Origin of the sequence: Radiobacillus kanasensis (assembly GCF_021049245.1) — a bacterium.
GTDB lineage: Bacteria > Bacillota > Bacilli > Bacillales > Amphibacillaceae > Radiobacillus > Radiobacillus kanasensis.
Map to the genome: position 1 here is coordinate 588,404 of NZ_CP088020.1, position 25,145 is coordinate 613,548.

General features: G+C 38.2%; 26 protein-coding genes and 1 riboswitch. Of the genes, 20 read left to right on the forward strand and 6 right to left on the reverse strand.

All coding sequences use genetic code 11. The annotated features are described in order from the left end of the window. Positions 1-95: 95 nt before the first annotated feature. The 4 genes from KO561_RS03060 to metE all read left to right on the forward strand — a co-directional run bounded on the left by KO561_RS03060 (position 96) and on the right by metE (position 6,505). Positions 96-251, forward strand: a complete 156-nt coding sequence (locus KO561_RS03060; RefSeq protein WP_231095683.1) for a hypothetical protein — start codon at positions 96-98, stop codon at positions 249-251. 13 nt (positions 252-264) lie between these two features. Further along, on the forward strand, positions 265-1,785 hold the full coding sequence (locus tag KO561_RS03065) for a sodium/proline symporter (protein ID WP_231095684.1): 1,521 nt from the start codon (positions 265-267) through the stop codon (positions 1,783-1,785). A 238-nt stretch (positions 1,786-2,023) separates the two neighbouring features. Next, a riboswitch (SAM riboswitch) is annotated at positions 2,024-2,128 on the forward strand. 221 nt (positions 2,129-2,349) lie between these two features. Then, positions 2,350-4,179: a bifunctional homocysteine S-methyltransferase/methylenetetrahydrofolate reductase gene (locus KO561_RS03070; protein WP_231095685.1), complete on the forward strand. Its 1,830-nt coding sequence runs from the start codon at positions 2,350-2,352 to the stop codon at positions 4,177-4,179. Between the two features lie 34 nt (positions 4,180-4,213). Continuing rightward, the gene (metE, locus tag KO561_RS03075) at positions 4,214-6,505 is read left to right on the forward strand and encodes a 5-methyltetrahydropteroyltriglutamate--homocysteine S-methyltransferase (RefSeq protein WP_231095686.1); all 2,292 of its coding nucleotides are present in this window, start codon (positions 4,214-4,216) and stop codon (positions 6,503-6,505) included. Between the two features lie 251 nt (positions 6,506-6,756). Here metE and KO561_RS03080 read toward each other — a convergent pair whose 3' ends face one another. After that, on the reverse strand, positions 6,757-7,287 hold the full coding sequence (locus KO561_RS03080) for a TetR/AcrR family transcriptional regulator (protein ID WP_231095687.1): 531 nt from the start codon (positions 7,285-7,287) through the stop codon (positions 6,757-6,759). A gap of 98 nt (positions 7,288-7,385) precedes the next feature. On the opposite strand from KO561_RS03080, the gene KO561_RS03085 reads away from it, so the two are divergent. The 4 genes from KO561_RS03085 to KO561_RS03100 all read left to right on the forward strand — a co-directional run bounded on the left by KO561_RS03085 (position 7,386) and on the right by KO561_RS03100 (position 10,337). Beyond that, complete coding sequence (locus tag KO561_RS03085; protein WP_231095688.1) at positions 7,386-8,207, forward strand: SDR family oxidoreductase; 822 nt, start codon at positions 7,386-7,388, stop codon at positions 8,205-8,207. 233 nt (positions 8,208-8,440) lie between these two features. After that, positions 8,441-8,893: an AraC family transcriptional regulator gene (locus KO561_RS03090; RefSeq protein ID WP_231095689.1), complete on the forward strand. Its 453-nt coding sequence runs from the start codon at positions 8,441-8,443 to the stop codon at positions 8,891-8,893. A gap of 527 nt (positions 8,894-9,420) precedes the next feature. Continuing rightward, positions 9,421-9,981, forward strand: coding sequence for a DUF6036 family nucleotidyltransferase (locus KO561_RS03095; RefSeq protein WP_231095690.1), 561 nt, complete (start codon positions 9,421-9,423; stop codon positions 9,979-9,981). Further along, positions 9,960-10,337, forward strand: a complete 378-nt coding sequence (locus KO561_RS03100; protein WP_231095691.1) for a hypothetical protein — start codon at positions 9,960-9,962, stop codon at positions 10,335-10,337. Before KO561_RS03095 ends, KO561_RS03100 begins: the two co-directional genes overlap by 22 nt. Before the next feature lie 458 nt (positions 10,338-10,795). On the opposite strand, the gene KO561_RS03105 is transcribed toward KO561_RS03100, so the two are convergent. Both KO561_RS03105 and KO561_RS03110 read right to left on the reverse strand, forming a co-directional pair. Further along, positions 10,796-10,969 (reverse strand): aspartyl-phosphate phosphatase Spo0E family protein, encoded by a 174-nt coding sequence (locus tag KO561_RS03105; protein WP_231095692.1) that lies wholly within the window; start codon positions 10,967-10,969, stop codon positions 10,796-10,798. Between the two features lie 173 nt (positions 10,970-11,142). Then, entirely contained in the window at positions 11,143-11,490 is a 348-nt protein-coding gene (locus KO561_RS03110; protein ID WP_231095693.1) for a winged helix-turn-helix transcriptional regulator, read from the reverse strand. A gap of 180 nt (positions 11,491-11,670) precedes the next feature. On the opposite strand from KO561_RS03110, the gene KO561_RS03115 reads away from it, so the two are divergent. The 3 genes from KO561_RS03115 (at position 11,671) to KO561_RS03125 (ending at position 14,475) form a co-directional block, all read left to right on the forward strand. Beyond that, entirely contained in the window at positions 11,671-12,729 is a 1,059-nt protein-coding gene (locus tag KO561_RS03115) for an LLM class flavin-dependent oxidoreductase (RefSeq protein WP_231095694.1), read from the forward strand. Positions 12,730-12,742: 13 nt separating this feature from the next. After that, positions 12,743-13,309 (forward strand): NADPH-dependent FMN reductase, encoded by a 567-nt coding sequence (locus KO561_RS03120; RefSeq protein WP_231095695.1) that lies wholly within the window; start codon positions 12,743-12,745, stop codon positions 13,307-13,309. Positions 13,310-13,674: 365 nt separating this feature from the next. After that, positions 13,675-14,475, forward strand: a complete 801-nt coding sequence (locus tag KO561_RS03125; protein ID WP_231095696.1) for an iron-sulfur cluster assembly accessory protein — start codon at positions 13,675-13,677, stop codon at positions 14,473-14,475. Positions 14,476-14,661: 186 nt separating this feature from the next. On the opposite strand, the gene KO561_RS03130 is transcribed toward KO561_RS03125, so the two are convergent. The 3 genes from KO561_RS03130 to KO561_RS03140 all read right to left on the reverse strand — a co-directional run bounded on the left by KO561_RS03130 (position 14,662) and on the right by KO561_RS03140 (position 17,474). Then, positions 14,662-15,495: a hypothetical protein gene (locus KO561_RS03130; protein WP_231095697.1), complete on the reverse strand. Its 834-nt coding sequence runs from the start codon at positions 15,493-15,495 to the stop codon at positions 14,662-14,664. A 40-nt stretch (positions 15,496-15,535) separates the two neighbouring features. Then, positions 15,536-15,874, reverse strand: coding sequence for a hypothetical protein (locus KO561_RS03135; protein WP_231095698.1), 339 nt, complete (start codon positions 15,872-15,874; stop codon positions 15,536-15,538). A 406-nt stretch (positions 15,875-16,280) separates the two neighbouring features. Next, positions 16,281-17,474, reverse strand: a complete 1,194-nt coding sequence (locus tag KO561_RS03140) for a hypothetical protein (RefSeq protein ID WP_231095699.1) — start codon at positions 17,472-17,474, stop codon at positions 16,281-16,283. 208 nt (positions 17,475-17,682) lie between these two features. Between KO561_RS03140 and KO561_RS03145 the strand changes: the two genes are divergently transcribed. From KO561_RS03145 to KO561_RS03185, 9 genes are all read left to right on the forward strand, one after another. Then, on the forward strand, positions 17,683-19,074 hold the full coding sequence (locus tag KO561_RS03145) for a bifunctional metallophosphatase/5'-nucleotidase (protein ID WP_231095700.1): 1,392 nt from the start codon (positions 17,683-17,685) through the stop codon (positions 19,072-19,074). Positions 19,075-19,128: 54 nt separating this feature from the next. Further along, positions 19,129-19,341 (forward strand): hypothetical protein, encoded by a 213-nt coding sequence (locus KO561_RS03150; RefSeq protein WP_231095701.1) that lies wholly within the window; start codon positions 19,129-19,131, stop codon positions 19,339-19,341. A 131-nt stretch (positions 19,342-19,472) separates the two neighbouring features. After that, positions 19,473-20,345, forward strand: a complete 873-nt coding sequence (locus KO561_RS03155) for a patatin-like phospholipase family protein (RefSeq protein ID WP_231095702.1) — start codon at positions 19,473-19,475, stop codon at positions 20,343-20,345. A gap of 148 nt (positions 20,346-20,493) precedes the next feature. Beyond that, entirely contained in the window at positions 20,494-20,796 is a 303-nt protein-coding gene (locus KO561_RS03160; RefSeq protein WP_231095703.1) for a DUF5316 domain-containing protein, read from the forward strand. 180 nt (positions 20,797-20,976) lie between these two features. Next, positions 20,977-21,993: an ABC transporter ATP-binding protein gene (locus tag KO561_RS03165; RefSeq protein WP_231095704.1), complete on the forward strand. Its 1,017-nt coding sequence runs from the start codon at positions 20,977-20,979 to the stop codon at positions 21,991-21,993. Further along, the gene (locus KO561_RS03170) at positions 21,986-22,777 is read left to right on the forward strand and encodes an ABC transporter permease (RefSeq protein ID WP_231095705.1); all 792 of its coding nucleotides are present in this window, start codon (positions 21,986-21,988) and stop codon (positions 22,775-22,777) included. Before KO561_RS03165 ends, KO561_RS03170 begins: the two co-directional genes overlap by 8 nt. Before the next feature lie 2 nt (positions 22,778-22,779). Beyond that, positions 22,780-23,565 carry an ABC transporter permease gene (locus KO561_RS03175; protein ID WP_231095706.1) on the forward strand — a complete coding sequence of 262 codons (786 nt, stop codon included), beginning with the start codon at positions 22,780-22,782 and terminating at the stop codon, positions 23,563-23,565. 132 nt (positions 23,566-23,697) lie between these two features. Beyond that, a complete protein-coding gene (locus KO561_RS03180) occupies positions 23,698-24,159 on the forward strand; it encodes a hypothetical protein (RefSeq protein WP_231095707.1) in 462 nt (153 codons plus the stop codon). Positions 24,160-24,240: 81 nt separating this feature from the next. Next, the gene (locus KO561_RS03185; protein WP_231095708.1) at positions 24,241-25,140 is read left to right on the forward strand and encodes a DoxX-like family protein; all 900 of its coding nucleotides are present in this window, start codon (positions 24,241-24,243) and stop codon (positions 25,138-25,140) included. Positions 25,141-25,145: the final 5 nt, after the last annotated feature.

Consider the following 25,145-nt stretch of genomic DNA (forward strand, 5'->3'; position numbering starts at 1 on the left):
TTGGGTAACTATCACATTGTAGTTAATGGATAAAACAGATAGCATTGGTATAAAGAATAAGGAATATTTAGAAAATTAAGAAAGGATGAGAAAGAATGAACTTTGAAATCTTTTTTGCGCTAATTGGCATTCCGATTTTGATACTAAGTATAGCCATTATTTGTTATGTCCACACAGGAGTAAGAGAAGAAATGACAGCGATGAAAAAGGAAATCAAAAAGAATTCTGTTTCAAGCGAATCAATAAATTAGGAGGTATCTCTTAATGAATGTAGAACCGATTGCTGTTATAGTATTAGTCCTATATTTAGTTGGTTTATTAGCGATAGGGTTCATTAGTTCTAGAAAAAGTTCAGATGGAGTAACCGATTTTTTCCTTGCAGGAAGAAATTTAAATAAGTGGACAGTTGCATTGTCTGCCGTCAGTTCAGGCCGGAGTGCTTGGTTAGTTCTTGGTGTGACAGGAACTGCTTATGCAACAGGTCTTAATGCAGTATGGTCGATTGCTGGTTACATCACGGTGGAAGTTTTTATGTTTTTTTATGTTGCTAGGAAGTTTAGAACGTTTAGTGAAAAGACAGGTAGTATCACTGTACCAGATATTTTAGAATCTCGTTTTAATGATAAAAAACATACGTTAAGAATTGTAAGCGCATGCATCATTATGTTCTTTATGGTTGCTTATGTAGGTAGCCAGCTAGTTGCTGGCGGTAGTGCTTTCGCATCAAGTATGGGTGTATCAGAATCAACTGGTATGTGGATCACTGCATTTATCTTATTAGCCTACACCATGTTAGGTGGGTTCCATGCTGTAAGTAAAACCGATGTTCTTCAAGCTGGATTTATGTTTGTTTCCTTGCTCCTTCTTCCTATTATTGCAGTTATAGGCCTAGGTGGCTTTGGGCCAATACTAGATGCAATGCATACTCAGAGTAATGGATTTACGAGTCCATTTGCTTTTGGCTTTGGTGCTATCATTGGTTTACTTGGTATTGGTTTCGGGAGTCCCGGTAACCCACATATTCTAGTAAGATACATGTCTCTTAAAAATGTCAAAGAAATGCGCCAAGCTGCATTAATTAGTTCGGTCTGGAATGTTCTTATGGGGTGGGGAGCCGTTATGATCGGCTTGGCTGGTCGTGCCTACTTTCCCGAGATCAGTATGTTACCAAATGAAGACCGCGAGCAAATTTTCCTTTCGTTAGGTTCGGAAATTTTAAACCCTTTCTTCTTTGGCTTTTTACTAGTTGCCGTTCTAGCCGCAATTATGTCTAGTGCGGATAGCCAATTACTTGTAGGTTCAAGTGCATTTATTAGAGACATTTATCAAAAAGTAATTGGGCAGGATAAAGAAATCCCTCAAAAAAAATTAGTCTTTTTAAGCCGTGTAACTACCGTAGTATTTATGGGATTGTCACTCATATTAGCATTTGCAGCCCAAGAATTTGTATTCTGGATGGTACTGTTTGCGTTTGGTGGACTAGGAGCATGCTTTGGTCCAGCTCTTCTCTTATCCTTTTATTGGAAAGGTGTATCGAAGCAAGGTGTTTTATGGGGAATGATTACAGGATTAATTACTGTCATTCTCGTGAAGCAACAACCTCAATGGACCTATGCTTTCCTACCGGATGTAAAGGAACTATTAAACACTTATTTCTTCGGTATTACTTATGAAGCCGTTCCTGGTTTCCTTGTCGCAACTATTTTTACAGTTGTAGTTAGCTTATTTACAAAGAAACCAGAAGGTGCGGAAGAAGTTATTGATAGTTTGAATGAAAGTGCTTGAGGAAGAGTTCTAATATATTATGGAGAGACTGTTACAAAAGTGTTTAAACTACATTTTTTGTAACAGTCTTTTTTGGTATTTAAAAAAATGCCTGAATGGCCGGAATAGCTATGATTCTTGCTAAAGGGATCATGTAATCATGGTAGTGACGATGGTATGATATAAAAAATAAATAATTTGAAATACCTATTGTAATGTTTTTCCATTTACTGTAGGATAGTACGAAATAATATGATAACCCTTATCAAGAGAGGTAGAGGGACTGGCCCGATGAAACCTCAGCAACCGTCCATTCAAGGACCAGGTGCTAATTCCAGCAAACGTTAAGTTTGAAAGATAAGGGGAATATCCTTTTGCGCGGAAAGGTGTTCCTCTTAATGAGGAGCACCTTTTTTGTACTATCAGATTTTATAAATTAAATAGTTGATAGTATAAACGGAAAAAGGCTTAACCTGTGCCAAAAAGGCTTGGTTACGCTAGGTTTTCTTTACGCAATAGGGTAGAAAGGGGGGATGTTTGGAAGGTAGCAGTAAACAAAATACGAAAGGAGAAAGGAGTAAAACATTGGACTTATTAAAGACCATGGAGGATCGCATCTTAATTGGCGATGGTGCTATGGGGACACTTCTTTATTCACATGGAGTAGACTTCTGCTTTGAAAAACTAAATGTTACGAATCCTGATGAAATTCTTAGTGTTCACCAAGCATATGTGGAAGCTGGTGCTAATGTTATTCAAACGAATAGCTATGGAGCTAATTCTATCAAGCTAGCTCGGTATGGACTTGAGGACAAAGTGAGGAAAATTAATAAAAAAGCGGTCCAACTAGCCAGACAAGTCGCTACGGAAAACACCTTTGTAGTTGGGACAATAGGGGGAATTAATGGAAATCAAAATGATTTAGCTGAAATCAAATCGAGCTTTAGAGAGCAGTTATATGGTCTGCTCCTAGAGGGAGTCGATGGACTGTTACTTGAAACATTTTATAACTTAAACGAATTAACAACGGTTTTGGCGATTGCTCGGGAAGAAACGCAGCTTCCGATCATCACAAATGTTTCGATGCACGAACCGGGAGTTCTAGAAAATGGGATAGCACTAGAAGAAGCGTTAAAGCAATTGGGTAGTCTAGGAGCAGATGTTGTTGGCATTAACTGTCGATTGGGACCTCGTCATATGGTGCAATCTTTAGAATCTGTTCCTCTACCTAGTCGTGCATTTTTATCAGCATATCCGAATGCGAGCTTACCGGCTTATCAGGAAGGCAAGCTTGTGTACAATAATCAACCTGAATATTTTGAAAGCTGTGCCGTCGATTTTCGAAATCAGGGTGTTCGATTAATTGGAGGATGTTGTGGAACAACTCCAGACCACATTCGTGCGCTAAAAAAAGGGGTTGAGAAGCTTACCCCATTGCGTGAAAAGAAGGTTGTTCCAAAACAACAGGCCATCCTTGTAAATGGGGACAAAAAGGCAAACAATGGAGGTTTATTAACCCATTTTTCGAGGGAGAATCATTCCGTCATCGTTGAGTTAGATCCACCTAAGCATCTACTGGTGGAGGAATATTTAGATGGTGTCCACGCATTAAATGAAGTTGGTGTTGATGCGATTACTTTGGCAGATAACTCGTTAGCAAGCCCGCGAATTAGTAATATCGCTATAGCCTCGCTTATTAAGCAACAAAACATTAGAGCGAAGGCACTTGTTCATCTAACCTGTCGTGATCGTAATTTAATCGGCCTTCAATCCCATTTAATGGGACTTCATACATTAGGCTTCCATGACATTTTAGCCATTACGGGTGACCCAACAAAGATAGGGGATTTTCCGGGAGCCACTTCGGTCTTTGATATTACATCCTTTGAATTGATTCGCTTAATTAAACAATGTAATAACGGTGTTTCTTTTTCCGGAAAGTCTCTAAAGCAACCAACTCACTTTCGCGTCGCAGCGGCATTTAACCCGAACGTTGCTCATCTCGAAAAAGCTGTTAAACGATTAGAGAGGAAAATAGAGTATGGAGCAGATTACTTTTTAACACAACCAATCTTTTCTGTAGAAAAAATAGAAGAACTTTATCATGCCACTAAACACATCAATACCCCTATCTACATAGGGATTATGCCATTAACCTCTTCCAACAACGCAGAATTTCTTCACAACGAAGTACCAGGTATGAAATTAACTGATGACGTCAGGGCACGCATGCATGCAGCTTCTGATCGAGCAAAATCCATTAGGGAAGGAATAGTTATTTCCAAAGAGCTGATTGACACTGCTATCCACTACTTTCATGGCGTTTATTTGATTACTCCATTTATGAAATATGAGATAACAGTCGAATTGGCAGCTTATATCAAGAAAAAGAAAAGTAAACAAGTCGTCCATTAAATGCGACGTGATAATAAGAGGAGGAAACAAACAAATGACTACGATTATTAGTTCTAACCTTGGGTATCCAAGAATTGGAGAAAAAAGACAATGGAAATACGCACTCGAACAATATTGGAATCAAACTATTTCACAAGAGGAGTTTATTCGTCAAACAGATCAAATTAGATTAGACAACTTAAAAAAGCAAAAATATATTGGTATCGATCTTATTCCTACCGGAGACTTTTCTTTTTACGACCATGTTTTGGATACATCTGTTATGTTTGGAATTGTCCCTAAGCGATTTCCATATCAGGGTGGAAAGGTAGACTTAGATACTTACTTCTCGATAGCAAGAGGTACGAAGGATGCTGTAGCATCGGAAATCACCAAATGGTTTAACACGAATTATCATTACATTGTCCCTGAATTACAGGATGCTTCTCTTACTTTGACTAGCAACCGACCATTAGAACTGTTTAAGGAAGCAAAAGAACAGTTCGGAATTCATACCAAGCCCGTCCTATTAGGGCCTATAACTTTTCTTCAATTAGCAAAGGGGTATAAGGAATCGGACTTTGGCAAATTATTAGAAGCCTTAACGCCTCTTTATATCCAAATCCTTCAAGAGTTACAAGAGGAAGGTGCGACTTGGGTGCAAATCGACGAACCGATATTTGCTACAAATCTATCGGATGAAGTACTGCATGATGCCCATTTAGCATACGAGAAGATTAGGGAAGCGGCTCCGGGTATTCAGCTACTGTTACAAACTTACTTCGGAAAAGTAACGAATTACAAGGAAGTCGTTTCTTTACCAGTAAAAGCCATCGGACTTGATTTTATCCTTGGAGATGCCTTCTCCCAAATCAAAGCATACGGATTTCCGAAGGATAAGGTGCTTGCAGCGGGAATTATTAACGGGCGAAACGTGTGGCGTACGGATTTAAATAAGAGCTTACAGTTATTAGAGGAAATCAAGCAGGCTATAGAGAGTGAGACGATCATCATTCAACCCTCTTCTTCTTTGTTACATGTGCCAGTTACGAAAAGATTAGAAACAGAATTAGATCCAATTATTCAAGGAGGGCTTTCCTTTGCCGATGAGAAGCTTGTTGAGATTGTCACCCTTGCTAAAGGATTAGAATATGGAAAAGAGGCCATTCAACAAGATTTAGAGAATAATACACAATCTCTTATTCAATTCAATCAATCTGCGTTTAAAAGAAATGAACAAGTACAAAAGGACGTGGAGGAACTGACAAAGGATAGTGCTGATCGCGGATTATCTTTTGTAGATCGAATTGCTTTACAAAAACGAAGATTAAAGTTGCCTGTCCTTCCTACAACAACAATAGGTAGCTTACCACAAACCAAGGAACTGAAGGAAACTCGAACTCGCTATCGAAAAGGCGAAATATCCGTAACGGATTACGAACATTTTATTCAACAATTAATTAAAAAATGGATTAAGATTCAAGAGGATTTAGAATTAGATGTACTCGTACATGGGGAATTTGAACGGACAGATATGGTTGAGTATTTCGGGGAGAAGCTAGAAGGATTTGTCGTCACCAAATTTGGATGGGTTCAGTCCTACGGATCCCGATGTGTTAAGCCACCATTAGTAGTCGGGGATGTGTCCTTCGATCAACCGATGACAGTAAAAGAGACAGTATATGCACAATCACTGACCGACAAACCGGTAAAAGGCATGTTGACAGGTCCAACCACGATTCTTAATTGGTCCTTTGTTCCAGACGATATACCTCGTGTTACGATTTTAAATCAAGTAGCTCTCGCTCTAAAAAAAGAGGTAGAGTTGTTAGAAGAGAATGGTATTAAAATCATACAAATCGATGAACCTGCACTTCGGGAAGGATTGCCCTTGGACAGAAATACTTGGCAAAACTACTTAGAGTCAGCTGTGTATGCTTTTCGTTTAACCACTTCGTCTGTTCAGCCCGACACACAAATTCATACACATATGTGTTACTCAAACTTTCAAGATATTTTTGAAACAATTGATCAACTAGACGCGGACGTTATTTCTATTGAGACATCCAGAAGTCATGGCGAGCTCCTATCTACTTTTAAAGAAAACACATACAAAAAAGATATTGGTCTAGGAGTTTACGATATTCATAGTCCTCGTATTCCGAGCTCACAAGAATTAAACCATAATATCGAAAATGCTTTATCGATTATCCCTGCTGAACAATTTTGGATCAACCCAGACTGTGGCTTAAAAACTAGAAAAACTAACGAAACCATCTCTGCATTAAAGGTGATGGTTCAAGCAGCTAAAGAATTAAGACAAAGCTTGTTACTGCAACCGAAATAATAGTGAGAGATGGATATTGTCTTACAGTATAAGGAGTGGGTGTCCTAAATGTCTAGCTTTTGGCGGCACCTTCTTTATATTTGACACAGGCACTGTGGAATTTGCCTACGGTTAAATTACACGGTTCTAATAATTCACCAGAAAACAAATCGGTAGAAGGTGAAAAGATTAATGAAACAGTAGAATAGGAGGAAACTCGAGAGGAGCATGGGGAAAGATTAGAGAGTGGCATATTTTCTTATATCTTCCCCCTATGGCTCCTCCACCATCTTTCCTCTATCCATATCTAATCCTTTAGTCCAATCAGTCAATCCAATTTTAAGTAGCTTGTCCGCTGCTTCAGCAGGGCTCATTTCAAATCCACTTTTCACCCAAAAACTTAAATATCCGATTGTACCAAAACTTGCGAATATGGCGTAGTCTTGGTCATGGAATGCTTCCATCAAACGGGTTGCTAGCTTGTTTGATAGTTGTCGTGCAGCCTTAGCATCAGTGAATTCCACCTCATAAAAGGAACGATAAGTAAAAATATGTTCACATAAATAATGTGTGACCGGTTTCCCCCATTGGTAAAAACTTGTTTCGTAAAAAGACAAAAACTGACCATTTAAAGACCATCTCACATCTTCCATTAGTTCATATTTATCTGCAAAATGTAAATAAAACGTTGAGCGGGAAAAGCCTGCTTTTTGAATAATTTGTTTTACTGTTAAATCCTCAAACTTTTTCTCATAAAGTAACTGTAAAAATGCTTCAATGATCGTTTCTTTAGCGTTGCTCATTTGTGACACTCCTCTAGACACTTTAGGGCAAAATGTCTCGTTATTTTTGCTGTGAAAGGGATTACAATAATGTTATATCAAGTTAGGAGGGTATAATCATGACAAGACACGTTTATGTAATCACAGGTGGATCTGGTGGTATGGGTAAAGCGACTGCTGAACTAGTCGGCAAAAAAGGGACTGTATTATTAGCCGACATTTCTGAAGAGCGTTTAATTCAAGCAAAAGAAGAATTAGCTGCCAAAGGTATTACAGATGTACATTACCAAACCGTTGATATAACCTCAAAAGAAAATATTGCTGCATTAGCGAAAAAAGCATCTGAACTAGGTACATTAAAAGGGTTAGTTCACACTGCTGGCCTATCACCAACAATGGCGGATTCTAGACGCATAACGGAAGTGAATTTAGTTGGTACAGGAATCGTTTTAGATGCCTTCCTTCCAATTGCAACACAAGGTACTGCTACGGTGGTTATTTCGTCTATGAGTGGGCATATGGCACCTCGGCAAGGTCCATATACCGAGGTCTTAAAACAACCATTAGCTGAAAACGTTGTGGAAACCATGGAGCAATTTACACAAGGTGAATCAGGTACAGCATATAGTTTATCAAAATTAGGTGTCCTTTTGATTGTTGAAGATCAAGTATGGGCTTGGGGCGAAAAAGGTGCTCGGATTACATCCGTCTCTCCTGGTACAATCAACACACCAATGGGGCGTCAAGAAGCTTCTCAACAAGAGCAAATGAAAGTGATGCTTGATAACACACCTTTACAACGTGAAGGCGAAGCTTCTGAAATTGCAACAGCTGTTGAGTTCCTACTCAGTGACGCAGCTTCCTATATTACAGGTACAGACCTGCGTGTAGATGGCGGTACAGTCGCAAATTTAAATCGACTTCAAACGTTACAAAAATAAACATGTAAATAAAAAGGGATATATTCAAAAGCGTCAAAATGCTGTCAGCCAACATTTTGACGTTTTTTTGTTTACCAAATGGAATTAATAGATTCTCGTTCGCCTCGTTTCGACAAAAACCGGGGCGTGACAGGCACCGTGAAACTATTATAAAAAAAGGTAATGAATATTTTTTTATAACATGTTAGTTTCGAAATATACCAAATATTAGTTATAGAAAGGAAAATGAAAAGATGGAAATGAAAGTCGAAACACTTCCGAAACAGCGTATTGTCTTTGTACGTCAAATTGGTCCTTATGGTCCTTCTAACATGCAAGCCATGGAAAAGTTAAAGAAATGGGCTGAGGAGAACAATCTTACTAATTCAGCAACCATATTCGGAGTTCCACAAGATAATCCAGAAATAACACGTCCTGAAAACTGCAGGTACGACGCTTGTATTGCCATTTCAAAGGACTATCAAATGGATGATTCCGTTAGCGAAGGAGAACTTTCGGGTGGGGAATATGCGGTCTTCAAAGTCAAGCATACAGCTGATGATGTCCAAAAAGCTTGGGATGAAATTTTCCCAGCTATACAGAACAGCGGATATCAGATGGACAACAAACCGATTATAGAAAGATACACCGGTGAAATGGTTAACAACGATTATTGCGAATTATGTGTGCCAGTAAAATCGTTATAGTGAGTTGATTTAACTTCAGTACTTTTACTTAAACTGTTCAAGATAACACTCTTACTAGTGTTAGACCCACAGAGAGGGTTGTAATAGACGTTCTGTGGGTCTAACAACCTGGTTTTCTCATATACATTTCAGCCAATGGAAAAAACGAATCAACATTTTCTGGGAAAATTTCTAGCTCCATCTCTACCTTTTCCGTATTGATAGAAACATTTTTTCGACCACACGTTTAGCATTTGGTGGGGGGAGTTTAATCTTGTAAATGGTTTTTTGCATACTTACCTGATAACGAACTTATTGTAGAGGATTCTCCTATATTGGAAATGTCCTAATCTGTTAGCGCTAAAATTTGAAATGGATTAATTTGTGAATTGGCACCATTATTTACCCTTTCTTATATAGATATAACGTATCTATTCTATCAGAAGGGGTATATCTTTTAGGCCTTATCTTGAGTAGATTTCAATGTTAAAATCTTTGGTTATTGTTATAATGTAAGTAGACATTCTATCCTAAAGGATGTGAGTACAGTGAGCTTGGAAAAGGTGACAAAAGAGATCTTTATAGAAATTCTAGAAGTTCTCGATAAAAAACTTCAAGATAATAAATTAGAACTTACACTAAATATATATGGTGGGACTGTCATGATGGCTTGCTTTGATGCTAGACCGGCAACAAAAGATGTTGATGCCTTATTTGACACATCTCCGATAATTGACAACATACTAGTAGAAATTGCTGAAACTTTCAATTTAGATAAGAACTGGATTAATCAAGATATTAGAGAACCATTGAGGCATATCAAGAATGAAAATTTGAAAGAAGTCTATACGTTCAAAAGTCTTAAGGTGCTAGCACCAAGTGCAGAACAGATGTTAGCAATGAAAATATTGTCTGCAAGACCAGAACCATATAGAGACTTTAATGACGCAGAGTATTTAATTGAATTTTTAGGGATTGAAACACTGGAGGAAGTTCTTAATATATTTAATAATTATGTTGGAAGGAAATATTTGCAGGAGAGACAGAAAGTATTTTTAAATTATGTTGGAAAGGATTTGAATAAGTCTTGGAAAGAATTTTCAATATAATTAAGGCTCAGGATTTTAATTTTGCTTTAACGAATTTACTTATTGATTTGCATTCGAGTAACTATCAAAAGTACTTCGAGGAACTTTGGTTTGATGAAAATAATATAGGAAAGCTCAGTAAGGAAGAGCTGGATAAGTTGACGAAGCTTGCGGCAGTTATTGAATACGTTGGAAATAGACAGCCAGGAGCGAAATTATATGATTGGATTTATTTAGAAAAGTTAAGATTAGAAGCCCCTTATACACCTGGACTTGAGGGAGACGGCTTCCAAAGAGTTAAACGGATATTTTCAGCACCAAGGGAATTCTCAATAAGAAATGTATTCTTTGAAGAAGAAACTCTAAAACCAATTTGATAAGTTGTTAAAACCGGAAGTCTTCTGAAGGCTTCCGGTTTTTTGTTCAAGATGAGCGGCAATAAAAACTGGCCATTTTGTCAGAACAATCATCATTTATACGCTTTATATGCGAATGAAAAGGGGAAAGAGGTAATGATAATCGTCTTTTGCGGATCTGGGCATTAATAGAACCAGTTTGCAGTGCGTTACAGATTCTACAATCCTCCTTGAGAAAACAACCTCCTATTCATAAAGGTTTTCCTCCATTTTGTGAGGATACAATACTATATGGAGAAGTTCCACTTTCTGTATAAGATAATAATCTATTATAGAAAGAAATAGATAGAAAGCGGACAGAAAATGTTTTTACCTAGGAAATAGTATATGGGCAAATTAAAGGTGAGCAAAGGAAGGGGAGCTCTGTCGAATTGTTAGCTTAATAACAAAAATAGCTCAGCCTCATAAAGCTGAACTAATTATCTTGATCTCATTTGAAAATCTAGAATGAGTTTATCTAATTCTTGACTTAATGATATCGTTAAAGGGTGGTCTAACCCTAAGTCCATCCCACATTTAATCATATCACTTTTTAACAGCTCAATATGATAAAGCAATTCTTCTTCTGCGTATGTTCGTTTTGCTAAGTCCATTACTAACTTCCTTTTAATATAAAAGTATTATTAGGAAATTATACTAGAAAGATAGGTATTAAAGAATAGGAAGGATGTCCTAAAAATTAAATAAACCTACTTCACCGAAGCCAGGTAGCGCTGAAAAAAAAAGAGTCGAAAAGAACCACTCCTAAACCCTAGCTTTCAACATGTTAAGAACTCTTCTGTTTTTGTTTCTGTAGCATATGCAATGTATGCTTTGTACCCCAATCGTGCATCGCTTCTAGAATTGGCTCTAAACTTCGTCCATATTCTGTGATCGAATACTCCACTTTAGGAGGAACTTGAGGGTACACGACGCGTTCAACAATATCCTCTTCCTCTAGTTCTCTTAGCTGCTTTGTTAACATTTTTTGTGTAATTCCGGGCATGCTACGTTTAAGTTCACTGAACCGTTTTGTCCCTTCCTGTAAAAGGTGGAGTAGAATAATCGGTTTCCACTTTCCAACCAATATATTTAATGCATTCTCAACACGACATTCTTCAGGTACCTTTTCCATATATTACCCCTCCTAAGTATCTTTTTGGATACTATACCACATTTAAGTGCGTACTTATCTTATATGTTGATATACTCTATAATAATATTGTTTCCTCAAAAAGAAAAGTAGGGTAATACCGAAACGAGGTATTCCAGTGACATATAAAGCCTCAACGTAGAAAGGAAAGGTGAAGGATATATGGAAAAATATCGAATTAATCCAGACAAAGGCTTAGAGTTTGGTATCTATACATTAGGGGATCACTTACCGAATCCCATAACTGGTGAACGAATTTCTGCAAAAGAGCGAGTTCATGAAATTATAGAATATGCAAAGCTTGCCGACCAGGCAGGATTGGACTTCTTTAGTGTCGGGGAAAGTCATCAGGACTATTTTGCGACACAAGCGCACTCTGTCGTTCTTTCTGCAATCGCACAAGCAACGGAAAATATTAAGATTGCAAGTTCTTCTACCATTATCAGTACATCAGACCCAGTCCGTGTGTATGAGGATTTTTCAACCATTGACTTAATCTCAGGTGGGCGTACAGAAATCGTTGCTGGGCGTGCTTCTCGAATTGGCTTATTCGAGTTGCTTGGTTATAATGTCCGAGACTATGAAGCGTTATTTGAAGAAAAGTTTGACCTATTAAGAAAAATTAACGAAGAGGATGTTGTGAACTGGAGTGGAGAATTTCGGGCACCGTTAAGAAATGCAGAAGTCATTCCACGCCCTCAAAGTGGCTCTCTTCCGATTTGGCGCGCGGTAGGAGGTTCTCCTGGTAGTGCGATGAAAGCGGGCTATGCGGGAGTGCCGATGTTCATGGCTCACTTAGGTGGACCTGTTTCTATTTTTAAAAGAACGATTGATGCTTATCGAGAAGCAGCCGAAAGAGGGGGATTCAATCCAGCAGAGCTACCAGTTGCAACAGCTGGATTCTTCTATGCAGCAGAAACATCGCAGCAAGCCTTAAAAGATATGTATCCACATATCAACGAAGGAATGAAAAAGACGAACGGACAAGGATTTCCGAAGCAGCACTTTGCTCAAGGTATCGATCCACAAAATGTGATGAACATTGGAAGTCCACAAGAAATCATTGAAAAGATCCTTTATCAGCACGAGCAGTTTGGGCATCAGCGTTATATCGCACAAATTGATTTCGGTGGTGTTCCATTTGAACGATTACAAAAAAACATCGAGTTGATTGCAACTGAAATCCTACCTGCAATCCGAAAATATACAGCGAAAAAATAGGAGGGACAGCTAGATGAAAATCGTTGCACTATCTGGTTCAAATGTTGGGTCGAAAACTAGAACCGCTATGAACTATACGGTAAAAGCCCTCGAGGAAAAATACCCGGAAGTAAATGTCGACTTAATCGATTTAGCAGAGTATGAGATGCAGTTTAGTGATGGTCGAAATTATTTGGACTATGATGGAGATACAGGATATGTTACGAAAGCATTGATGGAAGCAGATGCTATCATCATAGGAACACCGATTTTCCAAGCCTCCATACCAGCGACTTTGAAAAATATTTTTGACTTACTTCCACAAAATGCTTTCCGAGACAAAGTGGTTAGCATGCTCGTAACAGCAGGTTCATCTAAACATTATTTAATTGCCGAACAACAACTTAAACCGATTTTGGCGTATATGAAAGCGCAAATGGTCCAGACTTATGTGTTTATTGAAGAAACGGACTATTATATGAAAGAAATTACCAACGAGGATGTCTTTTTCCGGATTGAGCGGTTAGTGGAGGATACGGTTGTATTAACGGAGACGTACCAAAGGATTAGGGAAGAAAAAGAAGCACAGTATGATTTTTAAGAAGAAAAGTCTAAGTCCTATTATAAGGGTTTAGACTTTTCGTTTTTCTATGGGATAGAGAATTAAAATGGAATGGATCGATTAGTGTTTTGAGATACATAAATATCAAACGAGGATGGATTTAACGCCCCATATTCGCGCAACTATAACGAAAGATCTGCACAAAAAGCGTTTAATAGAATGAATAATATCTTTCAAGGATTATGAAGATTATTAGACAAGCAACTATTTTTAGAATATCACGTACAAGTTGCAACTAAGATACATAGAATGTTCTTAAGTTTGAATGATTAGAAAAACAGTGAAAATAGGTCTCTTCCATCATAGCGGATCAATCTAAACTATGAAGGAGGTGTTGAAATAACATGCGTTCTTTTATTTCTGTACTAAAGAAAAGTTTTGTTTTATTAATAGTAATCCTTGTTCTGGCAGGTTGTCTGGGAAAATCACAGAATCAATTGACCGAAGCCCCTGATCTTCTTAAAGTTAATAATTTTCGAATGGGGCCATCTACTCAAAGTGGACCGACAACAGCTGTTGATTTTACTTTTGATCAAACAGCATTCTTAAACGGTGGAGATCGTTCAAACTTTCATCTCATTCCATTGGATGGAGGGGACACTGTTGATGGCTCGACTAATGTGAAACCACAGAATGATAAGGCGGGGGACGATATCATTACTGTTCTCTTTTCAGGAGAATTGAATCCAGAGAATTATGCACGAGGATATGTGGATTCTCAGGTGGTGAATTCGGATAGTAGCAACACAAGTCCAGACAATCCCTTGAATATTAATCAAGCTGCAGCAATCAGTAATGAGGGAAAGACGGAGAATCCGGATCTAGTAAATGTAACGTTAGACGGTAACTCCTATTTATTCGAATTTGATGAAGCACTAACAGATGATGATATTATACAAAACTCAAGTGGACTCAGGTTGTATTTTCCAGAGGCAAAGCAAAGTAGTACCATTCCATCTGCTGGATCATCACGTGTTGAAGTTGTAAATAATACAACCTTACGTGCTTACTATGAAGGAACCATTCCTGGTGACTACGCATTAGAAGATGCAGTTGGCGCTTATGTCGTGCAAGGTACCGTTCAATCGGTAGAAGGAAGCAGAGGAGCAAATAGCGGGAAAAACTCTTTCGACGAAACGCGATAACAGGAACAGTGATGTGAAAGATTAAAAACAAGGTATCATGGCTGTTCAAAGCACTATCATTGGAAGTTAGGCCGAAGGGCGCTTAAACGCACTTCGGCCACCATCCTTTAGTAAATTGCGGTGTGCTAGATTCTCCATTTCCATTACTATTGTTAAACACGAAGAACTAAATATTATACACTTTATTTAATCGTTAAATAACTTCTTTAAATCCTTTATAGGTCCTTCTTGATTTGCAACAAAAGCCACCCCACCAAGTACACCTCTCCAGTCATCATACGAATTTAATTCGATGTGCACGGGTGTCTTGTCATGATCGGTATATTCTACCATCCACACCCCTCCATTGGAAGGAAGAAAAAATAGTATATTTTCTAATAATGGACTTGTTTCTAGGTCTGGGATATTCAAGAAGGAGATATTGGCCAGTTGCCAGTTTTGGTGTTCTAAATCTTGAGTGAATTGTTCGAAGGCTCTTGCTTCATCGGCATTAAAGTTGCTCATCTTAAACACTTTGCCCATGTTGTTCGGTTTGTTCAATAAATCAAAGGCTTTGTCTGTGATGTTAAATTGCAGAGAATCATGTTTCTGCTCTTTCTTAAAAGAATAGTAGTCTTCAATAAGCTTAGGAATTTCATCATGTTTCATATAGGAAAACTCATGTATGATATTCCGATCTACTACATGGGAGAGCCAGGTGTCTTCATTGATATGGTGTATCATTAAGATGCCTTGATTTGGGAAATCTGAGCAGCGTATCATCCATTTGGAGTTAACATAAGAATCAATAAACTGATTTACTTCATCAGGGATAGGAATCTCATCCTGATCTTCCTTTTCTTTGTCCCATAATCCTCTCATGATTAAATGGGGGATAGTAACTTCCATCATCGCTCCCCATTCTTTTTTGCTTCTTTTCCCAAAAGAAACCTCTAGAATACTTTTAGCCACTTCTTCATACCCAGCAAAGGTAATTAGTAATCCTAGTTCTGCTGTTGTACAAGTCAGAGCATAGTTCAAGTCACACACATCCTTTTTTGAGAACTAATTGTTCTTAGTGCTACAACAAGATTTTCCGAAGTGGAAACATGATAATTTGATAAATGATAACACTTATAACAATTAATATTGGAATTGATAATAGTAGAAGGAGTTTTCGTTTAATCCAAGAGTATTTTCTTGACTTTCCATCTAAATAGTACCCTAATCCAAAAAGGCTTAACGTAATTATTGTTACCGTCTTAGTGAAAATGTTATTTGCTGGACGGATTATTCCTAACTCAATGTGTTCAATCATAATATCTCCTAGAATTAAAACTAGTACAGTATAAACTATTTGAACACTCATAACAGCAAATAGCATTACTTGAATCCAATATAATAGTTCTTCTGGAGACATTTTGTAATATTACCTCCTTGAGAGTACAATCACTTCTTTAATTACAAAAAGAAGTGTCGGATTGGGAACATAATAGCTTGGTATATAACTACACTTAGAACAAACAATATAGGGATTGAGATCAGTAGAAGAAGTTTTCGTTTAATCCAAGAATACTTCCTAAACTTCTTGTCTAAATAAGGTCCCAATCCAAAAAGTCCTATCGTTATGAATGTTATAGTTTTGGTAATAATATTGTTAGCTGGTCTGAAAATGCCTAACTCAATATAGTCAATCATGATATCACCAAGTAGAAAAACTAATAAAGTATATCCAATTTGAATACAAAAATATGCAATGATAGATACTTGAATATAATAAATTACATCCTCTGTAGACATACAATAATTCCTTTCCTTTGACGTTTTTAGGAGAACCAACTTTCTATAGAACTAAATGTTTTAGTTAGTCCTTCTTGGATTGCTCCACCAATTTTTTCACCAACATCTTTAACTTCATCTTCGAGCAAAATACTACCTGCAGCACCAATTAATCCTCCAACTGCTCCTCCAACCACTACCCCAACAGGCCCTCCGATACCACCAGCAACTGCACCTATCTTTGCTCCAACCGCAATCGCCCCAGCATCCGAGACAATTCCTGAAAAGAATCTTCCAGTCTTCTCACCTATATTAAGGTCTTTATTTGAATCCTTTGAAAATTCACTGAAATTTGCTGTAATAGATATTCCTGCCCCTACTATAGGTATTTTCTTAGCGACAGAAGTAAACCCTCGAGCATTTGCAATCTTCTCTGCAACATCCTTCGTACCTGTCTTAATTCTAGATTGAAAAGAATTAGAGAGATCGATTCCTTTCATAATAGATGGTGAATTTTTAGGAAAACCAGCAAGGTGTTTTAGAAGACTTCCCGGATCCTTATATGTATTTAAAAAGGACTTAATAGCTCGTTCCATTCCGTTTCTTGGAGTCATTGTCATGAATCTATGAATCTTATTGGCAATTTTGTTACTATAGCGACTGTTGTTTCTCCAAGAACGATCAACTGTGACCTTAAACTCATAATTACCAAGAACCTTGCGAAGAAAGGACGGTTTTCCATTTCGGTAATGGACCATTAACCCTCTGCTGAAGAAAGAGGAAGTTACGACAGAGGCAAGCTGCGAACCAACTAATAGCGCATCTCCTTTACTCATGGATTTGTTAATAGAATCGAAGAAGTTAAGTATCCTGTCGATGGCGTCAGGATGTTTACCACGATTCGTATTCCCGTTTCCTGCTTGTAAACCATTTGAGGGTGACTTTGACTGGTTTAAGGTGAAATTAATTTTTCTTGTTAAATAATTTTCAGTGCGAATATAGTTATCTATTGAATAATCAATCATGGAATATAGTTGTCTGAGGGAGGAAGCCAATTCTTTTAAATCATGATTACTGTCATTCAATCTAGAATCAATTCCTTTTCTAGACCTTATTTCCCAGTCGATGGAGTACTGCAAACTTTGTAATTCTGCACTTAAATCATTTAATCTTGCATAAATGTCAAGCAGGTCATTATTCACATGTTTGATATACCTTGGCCTGATTTTAATAATGGACATGAAAATTCCTCCTCTCGTAATGTGTAAACTTCTACCAATTTTATATTAATAAATTCCCACACAATTTCCTATGGGTATTTCGTAATGCTTTGGACCAACGTATGCAACTTTTTGCTTAAAAAAGGGAAATCATAAACTATATCGAATAGGTTATTTAAGAGACTAATGTGGAATTAATTTAACTTAAAATACGACTCGAGGTGTAATCATGAAACTAAAAATCATCCATACAAACGACGTACATAGTAGCTTTGAAAGCTATATGAGAGCAGCAACCTTAATCCGGCAGCACACGGATGGCAATACCTTAATCCTAGACGCAGGTGACTTTGCAGATTTTAAAAGCATTGAACTTCAAGGCACAAGAGGTATTGCTGCTATTGAGCTGCTTCAGTCTCTAAGATATGATGCACTAACAATAGGAAACAATGAAATGTTTAATGGAATGGACACCTTAGAGCATATGGCTTCGACGAGCCCAATTCCTTTTATTAGTAATAATCTGTTGAAAAAGGATCAATCGAAGATTAAAGGTGTACATTCCAGTGTAATTTTAGAAAAGAATGGGTTAAGAATTTTAATTACGGGTTCTTCACCAGATCTTGAAGAATTTAATGATGGTCTAGGAGTTTATGTTAAAAACTACAAAGAAGCACTACAAAAAGAATTGAAAAAGCAAGAAGGGAACTATGATATTTGCATTCTACTTAGTCATATTGGAACAGAACTTGATAACCAACTAGCTTTAGAGATACCAGATATTGATATTGTTATTTCGGCACATGACCATCAACTCTATGAACAAGCGAAAATCGTTAATGGAACAATCATGAACAGTGCTGGAATGTGGGCGGGGCATGTTGGAGTTGTAGAAGTAGAGATTATTGATGGTAAAGTTGAATTAATCGCATCTAGCACACTTCCAACAGACTCCGTGGAAAAAGATGAAGAAATTAAACGAATTCTTTCGGTGAACAAACAAAAGGCTATAGAAGTTCTTAGTCAACCACTTTACTATATTGAAGATTACCTTTGGCACGATATCATCGAAGAGAATCCAATTACGAATCTCATTGCTGATGGATTAATGGACATGCTTCAATGCGATATAGGATTAATGAACAGCGGAATTGTTAATGCTGGACTATTCGATTTTGTCTCGAATAAAAAGTTAATTGAAATTTGTCCATCTCCATTAAATCCAACTTCATTTAAGGTAAAAGGGAAACATATAAAAGAAGCCTTGCAACAATCGTTAGATGTGCAGATTTGCTTAGCGGACGGGAGAGGTCCTGGCTTTAGAGGTCGATTTGTGGGGCGCCTACATGTATCTGGGGCTGAGATTGTTCATGACGGTCAAACCATCACGGATGTGATTATTGCTGGTGAACCATTGGAAGAAGAACGCTGGTATTCAGTTGCTTCTTCCGATTACTTACAACGTGGCTCCGGTTATGAATCCTTAAGTCAGAATAAAGACGATGTTTATCAGGCAGAAGAAATTCGTGATGTTATTCGAACGTATGCCGCGAAAAAAGATTTTGTCCAAAAGGCACGACAAAACCGATGGAGACAAACAATTCCTGTTATAAATTCATAAAATTGCGAAACTTTTCTATGTCTGTTACGTACTTATTAGTAAGAGGTGATAAAAATGGGAATGATCTTTTTTGTACTTCTGATGATTGGAATTGTTTTTGCTATTTCGTTTAAAGTTTCTAGACGATCCAAAAGTGATAATGTAATGAGAAGCGGTCATACATCCTTTTTCTTTTTCGGTGACGCCGATTCCTCCCACGACAATGGTAGCTCCTTTGACGGAGGATTTGGTGGTGGAGATGGCGGCGGAGGTGGAGGGGGAGAATAACCCTTCCGCCTTATCAGAATATAAACTTCGGAAAAAAGCTCATTAAATGGATGAGCTTTTTCTTGTCTATTTTTTTACTAAAAATGTAAAATAAACAATAGACATCTATAGATAAAAAGAGGGATACGAAAATGAAAGAAGCAGGTCTTGTATTAGAAGGCGGTGGAATGCGCGGCGTATATACAGCAGGCGTATTAGAGTATTTTATGGAACAGAGATTGTATTTCCCATATGTGATTGGGGTATCAGCGGGTGCTTGCATGGCGGCCTCTTATTTATCCCGTCAATTGGGACGAAATCGTGCTGTGAATATTGACTTTGCTGGGGATAAGCGTTATTTATCTTGGAGGAATTTTATAAGAAAACGCGAGCTCTTCGGAATGGACTTTATTTTTGATGAGATTCCGAATCAGTTGGTTCCTTTTGATTATGATGCATTTTTAAAAAGTTCGGAACAGCTCGTTGTTGGTACGACGGATTGTGAAACAGGGGAACCTGTTTACTACGGTAAGGATCGATATGGGGAAGATATGTTAAAAATTCTTCGGGCTTCAAGCTCGTTGCCCTTCGTAGCTCCAGCTGTACCTTTTGAAGATCGAGCCCTATTGGACGGAGGAATTGTTGACCCAATTCCTATTAAGAAGGCTCAACAAGATGGTTTCGATAAAAATGTGGTTGTCCTAACGAAACCAGCCGGATACTTTAAGAACCCACCTGGCAGATTGTCTTCATTATTCAAATATAAGCAGCATCCAAAAATCAATGAGCGGATAGAAACTCGTTACCAGCTCTATAATGACACATTGGATTATATGGAGGAAGAAGAGATCCGTGGAAATGTGTTTGTTATGAGACCAAGTGTTTCTATGCCGGTTGGCCGTGTGGAGAAGGATAAGAATAAACTAGTAAAGTTGTATGAACTAGGCTGGAAGGACGCCGAAGCACAATTTGAAAAACTGAAAGATTTTCTGGAGATTAAAGAGGAAAGCATTTCGAGTAAGTAATTTAGAAATGTGGAGATATATCAACCATTTATTATCATCTAACCAATAATCAATTAGCATGAGACAGCCCACTATCAGAAAAGTAGTGGGTTTTTTCGACTCTTATAAGGTGGAAAAATGATACAATAGTGTGAAAGGGAGGGATTTTATGAATAAATTTTTTCTTATAGGTTTGCTCATCCTGATCTCCGCTCTCATTATTTGTTTTATACTTCAAGACGCATACTTACTCTTTCAAATCACTGGTGTTGCAGCTGTTATTCCTTTAATCATTGCAGGTTTGTTCACGGGTGCAATGGGGGATGGTGATCAAGTAAGGGCTAACTTTCATGCAGAATCCAAACAAGCGAGAAAAGAACGTAGTACATGGATGTTTAACTTTGTTTGGTTGGCTTTACCAAATGTCATTTGTGTCGTGGTATTAGTAATCGTTAGTATTGTGCATGGTTAACCAAAATAAAGATGGAAAAGTCATTTATTAACCCTTTAAAGAGCTATTTTAAAGGGTTTTTTGTATGCAGGGCATAGGCTGCGCTACAAATAATGGTTCTACATACTACGTAAGCTTGAACATTGCCTCGATTACGTCTTTTCGGTACACTTAATCCAGTGTTAATGGGAGGAAAAAATCATGAACCATGTTATAGAAGTAAACGACTTACGAAAAGAATTCAAATCCTATTCGAGCCGTTCTGGATTAAAGGGCGCCTTTCGGGATTTGTTTACGAGAAATTATAAAGTTGTTCCAGCTGTAAAAGACATCTCCTTTAACGTCGAAAAAGGAGAAATGGTCGGCTATATCGGGGAAAATGGGGCAGGGAAATCGACGAGCATCAAAATGCTAACAGGTATATTAACGCCTACTTCCGGAACAGTGCGAGTGAATGGAATGGATCCACATCGGGAACGGGAGAAATTCGTCCGTTCTATTGGAGTTGTGTTTGGCCAACGTTCCCAGCTTTGGTGGGATATTGCGGTGCAGGAGTCATTCCGTCTCCTTAAAAAGGTGTACAACGTCCCGGATGAAGTGTACCGACAGCATATGGACCACGTTATTGAATCCTTAGATATTGCGCCACTGTTGGACAAGCCTGTCCGGAAGCTGTCACTTGGTCAACGAATGCGTTGTGAATTAGCTGCTGCGTTATTACACAACCCTAGCCTTTTATTTTTAGATGAACCAACGATTGGCTTAGATGTACTTGTAAAGCTAAAGATTCGTAATTTTTTAAAAGAGATCAATGAAAAATATCAAACGACAGTTTTGCTTACCACCCATGATTTATCAGATATTGAGGCACTATGTGATCGTGTCATTATGCTAGACGAAGGGCAGATTATTTATGATGGATTACTAGCGAAGCTTCGATCCACTTGGGCGGAAGGCAAACAAATTGAATTTCAATTTGCTGACTTCGACCTGTCCAAAGATAAGTTGGATCCTTTATTTGTCGATTTAGAAGCGGAATGGACGAAAGGAAACCGGGATAATGTCTGGGTAGCGAATGTCGTGAATCAGGAGCATGTGATTTCAGAGGTAATTGGGAGAGTGGTTGCGGCTCACAAGATTTCTGATATTAAGATCCACGAAATCTCTACAGAGGAAATCATTCGAAATATTTATGAAGAAGGTAAGGTTCATGGCTAAATATATCGAAATGATTCGGGTTCGGTTTCTCATGATGCTTGCCTATCGAACGAACTATTATAGTGGAATCCTTATTTATAGTATTAATATCGGAGCGTATTATTTTCTTTGGACAGCAATTTATGGAGATAAAGGGTCGATAGAAGGCATGTCGGTTGGGCAGATGACGACCTATGTAGCTATCTCTTGGATGGCGCGAGCTTTCTATTTTAACAATATTGATCGAGAAATTGCTCAAGAGATCAAGGAAGGAAAAGTGGCGGTGGAATTCATTCGCCCCTATCATTATTTGCTAATGAAAATGATGCAAGGACTCGGTGAAGGGATATTCCGCTTAAGCTTTTTCTCGGTTCCAGGAATGTTGATTGTTGCTCTGATTTTTCCAATCACATTTTCGGTTGACGTTACGACATGGCTTTCCTTTGCATTAGCGATTATATTCAGTTTTATCATTAATACACAGATTAATTTGCTTACAGGTGTCTTAACGTTCTTCTTCTTTAATAATGCTGGACTGATACAAGCGAAGCGGGTGGTTATTGACTTATTCTCTGGATTGCTCATTCCGATTAGCTTTTTTCCAATGTGGGCACAGGACGCGATGGGTTTCTTCCCGTTTCAAGCAATCAGCTATATTCCAAGCATGATTTTCACAGAATCCTTTACAGGGAATGAAGTGATGGAGTCCCTGATATTCCAAGGGGTATGGGCTTTATTACTTATCATTCCTATTCAAGTGCTGTGGGTAATAGCAAAAAAACAACTAACCGTACAGGGGGGATAGGGATGAAATATACGTCTATCTTCTTTCAATATGTTGCTCAGTATATGAAAACTCGTCTTACTTATCGGGTAGATATGGTCATTGAAATATTATCCGATCTACTTTTTCAAGCGGTAAACTTAATTTTTATCTTAATCGTGTTTGGACATACGCAACTACTAGGTGGCTGGTCAAGGGATGAGATTATCTTCATTTATGGATTCTTCCTCGTACCTTTTGCAATTTTCGGAGCGTTCTTTAACATCTGGGATTTTAACGAACGGTATATCGTAAAAGGGGAAATGGACCGTATCCTAACACGCCCCATCCATAGTCTCTTTCAAATCATTTTAGAGAGAATGGAATTGGAATCGTTGTTTGGTGTATTTACCGGGATTGGGGTTATGCTTTATTCCGCCAGTCAGTTAGGATTATCTTTTTCCTGGTATGATCCATTCGTGTTTGTAGTACTCGTTTTGGGTGGGGTCTTTGTATATGCAGGGATCTTCGTTTTGCTCGCTAGTATTAGCTTTTGGTCGGACAGTCCCACTAGTATTATGCCAATGATGTACAACATTGGGAACTATGGACGCTATCCGGTGGATATATACAACAATGTGATTCGCTTTGTATTAACGTGGATTTTGCCATTTGCGTTTGTTGGGGTATATCCGTCTGCGTATTTCTTAGGAAGAGAAGATTGGTATGGGTATGCATTTTTAACACCAGTAATGGGCCTTCTTTTCTTCGGTATCTCCGTACTCGTTTGGAATGTTGGAGTAACAAAATATCGAGGAGCTGGAAACTAATAAGAAAAGTATCCATTCAAGCCCCCCTTTCCCAATAAGGACAAGGAGGGGCTTGTTTTTTTCTGTGTTCAATGGATAATTCTATTCATTCGGCAATATAATGTGGAAAGGTTTCTACAGGAGGTATCGCTAATGAAATTCACTGTAGAATATATTCCATTAAGTAAGATAAAAACGGATTTATCATTAAAACTTACGGAACGCATTCGACGCTTACGAATGTTTATGTTGGATTGTATGCATCTGTTAGTCGTTAAAAAGGATAAGAAGAACGACAGCTACACACTTTTGGGTGGGGAAAATCAGTTGGAATATTTGAAAAAGCATACAAACCAAACCTACGCGCCTTGTATAGTAGATGTTGAGAAGCGGAAATCGAAATTACTAGCTATTCTACGAAAGGACGTGGAACGAGAAGATCATCCGATGATTCCGAGTGGATGGAGTATTATTCGTAGTTTTTTAAAGGAGGAGCCTAGGTTTCGTGAATTGTCCCGTATGGATCAGTTGAAAGTATTAATGATTGGGGTACGGTATAAAAAAACAGTGATAGAAACGATGAAAAATACGGTTCATCAACTGCATAGAAAGTAGAGTTAAGGAGTGGGTCCCCTGCTCCTTTTTGTTTTGTCCCCTATGTTACAATGAAAAGGACAAAATGTGGGGGACGTGCAAATGAAACGAAAACCGATTTATGTAGAAATTCCAATTCAGGCTGAAATGGACAAGCTATGGGAAGCAACACAAAACCCCGAGCTTCATGAGCAGTGGGATTTGCGGTTTTCCAAGATTTATTATCTGCCAAAAAAAGAGGGGAAGCCTCAGGAGTTTTCTTACCAAACGAAAATTGGCCCTTTCCAGGTAGAGGGGTGGGGGAAAAGTGTCGGTAGCTTCCAAGGAAAGGATGACTCAAGAACATCCTCCTTACACTTCGGAACGGATCAAACAATCTCCCCGATTCGGGAAGGAAGAGGCTATTGGAAATACATTCCCGACGGTGAATCGATTACTTTTCTAACAGAATATAACTACCAAACTAGCTTTGGGAGACTAGGAGCTTTTGTAGATCGCTTTCTGTTTCGACCCGTTATGGGTTGGGGGACAGCTCTCAGCTTTGATGTGTTGAAGAGATGGATGGAAAAAGGGGAGAGTCCCCAGCACCAATACACTCGTTTTTTGAGCTTTTGGATGATTAGTTTTTTATTCCTTTTCATTTGGATGTATCATGGTGCGGTTCCTAAACTTTTCTTTATGGATGAAGCGGAACTCCAAATGGTGCAAACGATATTACCATTTGGAGAGGAATCCATCCGCTCCGTAGTAAGAGTTATAGGTTGGGCAGAGGTCTTGTTCGGTCTTTTGTTTGTTTTCATGGGAAGGAAAAAGCCCTTATTCATCGTGCAGCTTATCTTGTTTCCTATCTTAACACTGGCGGCAATATGGGGAGACCCTTCCGTTCTGTCCCATCCCTTTAGTCCTTTGACTTTTAATCTTACTCTTATTCTTCTATCCTGGTTCGGTTTGAAGTTGGGCTCTGATATTCCTACCGCTAAATCCTGCAAACGAAAGAGATGAACTCT

Bases quoted from the DNA above. Each gene is read 5' to 3' on its own strand.
- KO561_RS03125 (WP_231095696.1), top strand. From the start codon at position 13,675: ATGCGTTCTTTTATTTCTGTACTAAAGAAAAGTTTTGTTTTATTAATA.
- KO561_RS03150 (WP_231095701.1), top strand. From the start codon at position 19,129: ATGGGAATGATCTTTTTTGTACTTCTGATGATTGGAATTGTTTTTGCT.
- KO561_RS03160 (WP_231095703.1), top strand. From the start codon at position 20,494: ATGAATAAATTTTTTCTTATAGGTTTGCTCATCCTGATCTCCGCTCTC.
- KO561_RS03105 (WP_231095692.1), bottom strand. From the start codon at position 10,969: ATGGACTTAGCAAAACGAACATACGCAGAAGAAGAATTGCTTTATCAT.
- KO561_RS03085 (WP_231095688.1), top strand. From the start codon at position 7,386: ATGACAAGACACGTTTATGTAATCACAGGTGGATCTGGTGGTATGGGT.
- KO561_RS03175 (WP_231095706.1), top strand. From the start codon at position 22,780: ATGAAATATACGTCTATCTTCTTTCAATATGTTGCTCAGTATATGAAA.
- KO561_RS03090 (WP_231095689.1), top strand. From the start codon at position 8,441: ATGGAAATGAAAGTCGAAACACTTCCGAAACAGCGTATTGTCTTTGTA.
- KO561_RS03170 (WP_231095705.1), top strand. From the start codon at position 21,986: ATGGCTAAATATATCGAAATGATTCGGGTTCGGTTTCTCATGATGCTT.
- KO561_RS03135 (WP_231095698.1), bottom strand. From the start codon at position 15,874: ATGTCTCCAGAAGAACTATTATATTGGATTCAAGTAATGCTATTTGCT.
- KO561_RS03145 (WP_231095700.1), top strand. From the start codon at position 17,683: ATGAAACTAAAAATCATCCATACAAACGACGTACATAGTAGCTTTGAA.
- KO561_RS03165 (WP_231095704.1), top strand. From the start codon at position 20,977: ATGAACCATGTTATAGAAGTAAACGACTTACGAAAAGAATTCAAATCC.
- KO561_RS03110 (WP_231095693.1), bottom strand. From the start codon at position 11,490: ATGGAAAAGGTACCTGAAGAATGTCGTGTTGAGAATGCATTAAATATA.
- metE (WP_231095686.1), top strand. From the start codon at position 4,214: ATGACTACGATTATTAGTTCTAACCTTGGGTATCCAAGAATTGGAGAA.
- KO561_RS03180 (WP_231095707.1), top strand. From the start codon at position 23,698: ATGAAATTCACTGTAGAATATATTCCATTAAGTAAGATAAAAACGGAT.
- KO561_RS03120 (WP_231095695.1), top strand. From the start codon at position 12,743: ATGAAAATCGTTGCACTATCTGGTTCAAATGTTGGGTCGAAAACTAGA.
- KO561_RS03065 (WP_231095684.1), top strand. From the start codon at position 265: ATGAATGTAGAACCGATTGCTGTTATAGTATTAGTCCTATATTTAGTT.
- KO561_RS03060 (WP_231095683.1), top strand. From the start codon at position 96: ATGAACTTTGAAATCTTTTTTGCGCTAATTGGCATTCCGATTTTGATA.
- KO561_RS03155 (WP_231095702.1), top strand. From the start codon at position 19,473: ATGAAAGAAGCAGGTCTTGTATTAGAAGGCGGTGGAATGCGCGGCGTA.
- KO561_RS03080 (WP_231095687.1), bottom strand. From the start codon at position 7,287: ATGAGCAACGCTAAAGAAACGATCATTGAAGCATTTTTACAGTTACTT.
- KO561_RS03185 (WP_231095708.1), top strand. From the start codon at position 24,241: ATGAAACGAAAACCGATTTATGTAGAAATTCCAATTCAGGCTGAAATG.
- KO561_RS03140 (WP_231095699.1), bottom strand. From the start codon at position 17,474: ATGTCCATTATTAAAATCAGGCCAAGGTATATCAAACATGTGAATAAT.
- KO561_RS03115 (WP_231095694.1), top strand. From the start codon at position 11,671: ATGGAAAAATATCGAATTAATCCAGACAAAGGCTTAGAGTTTGGTATC.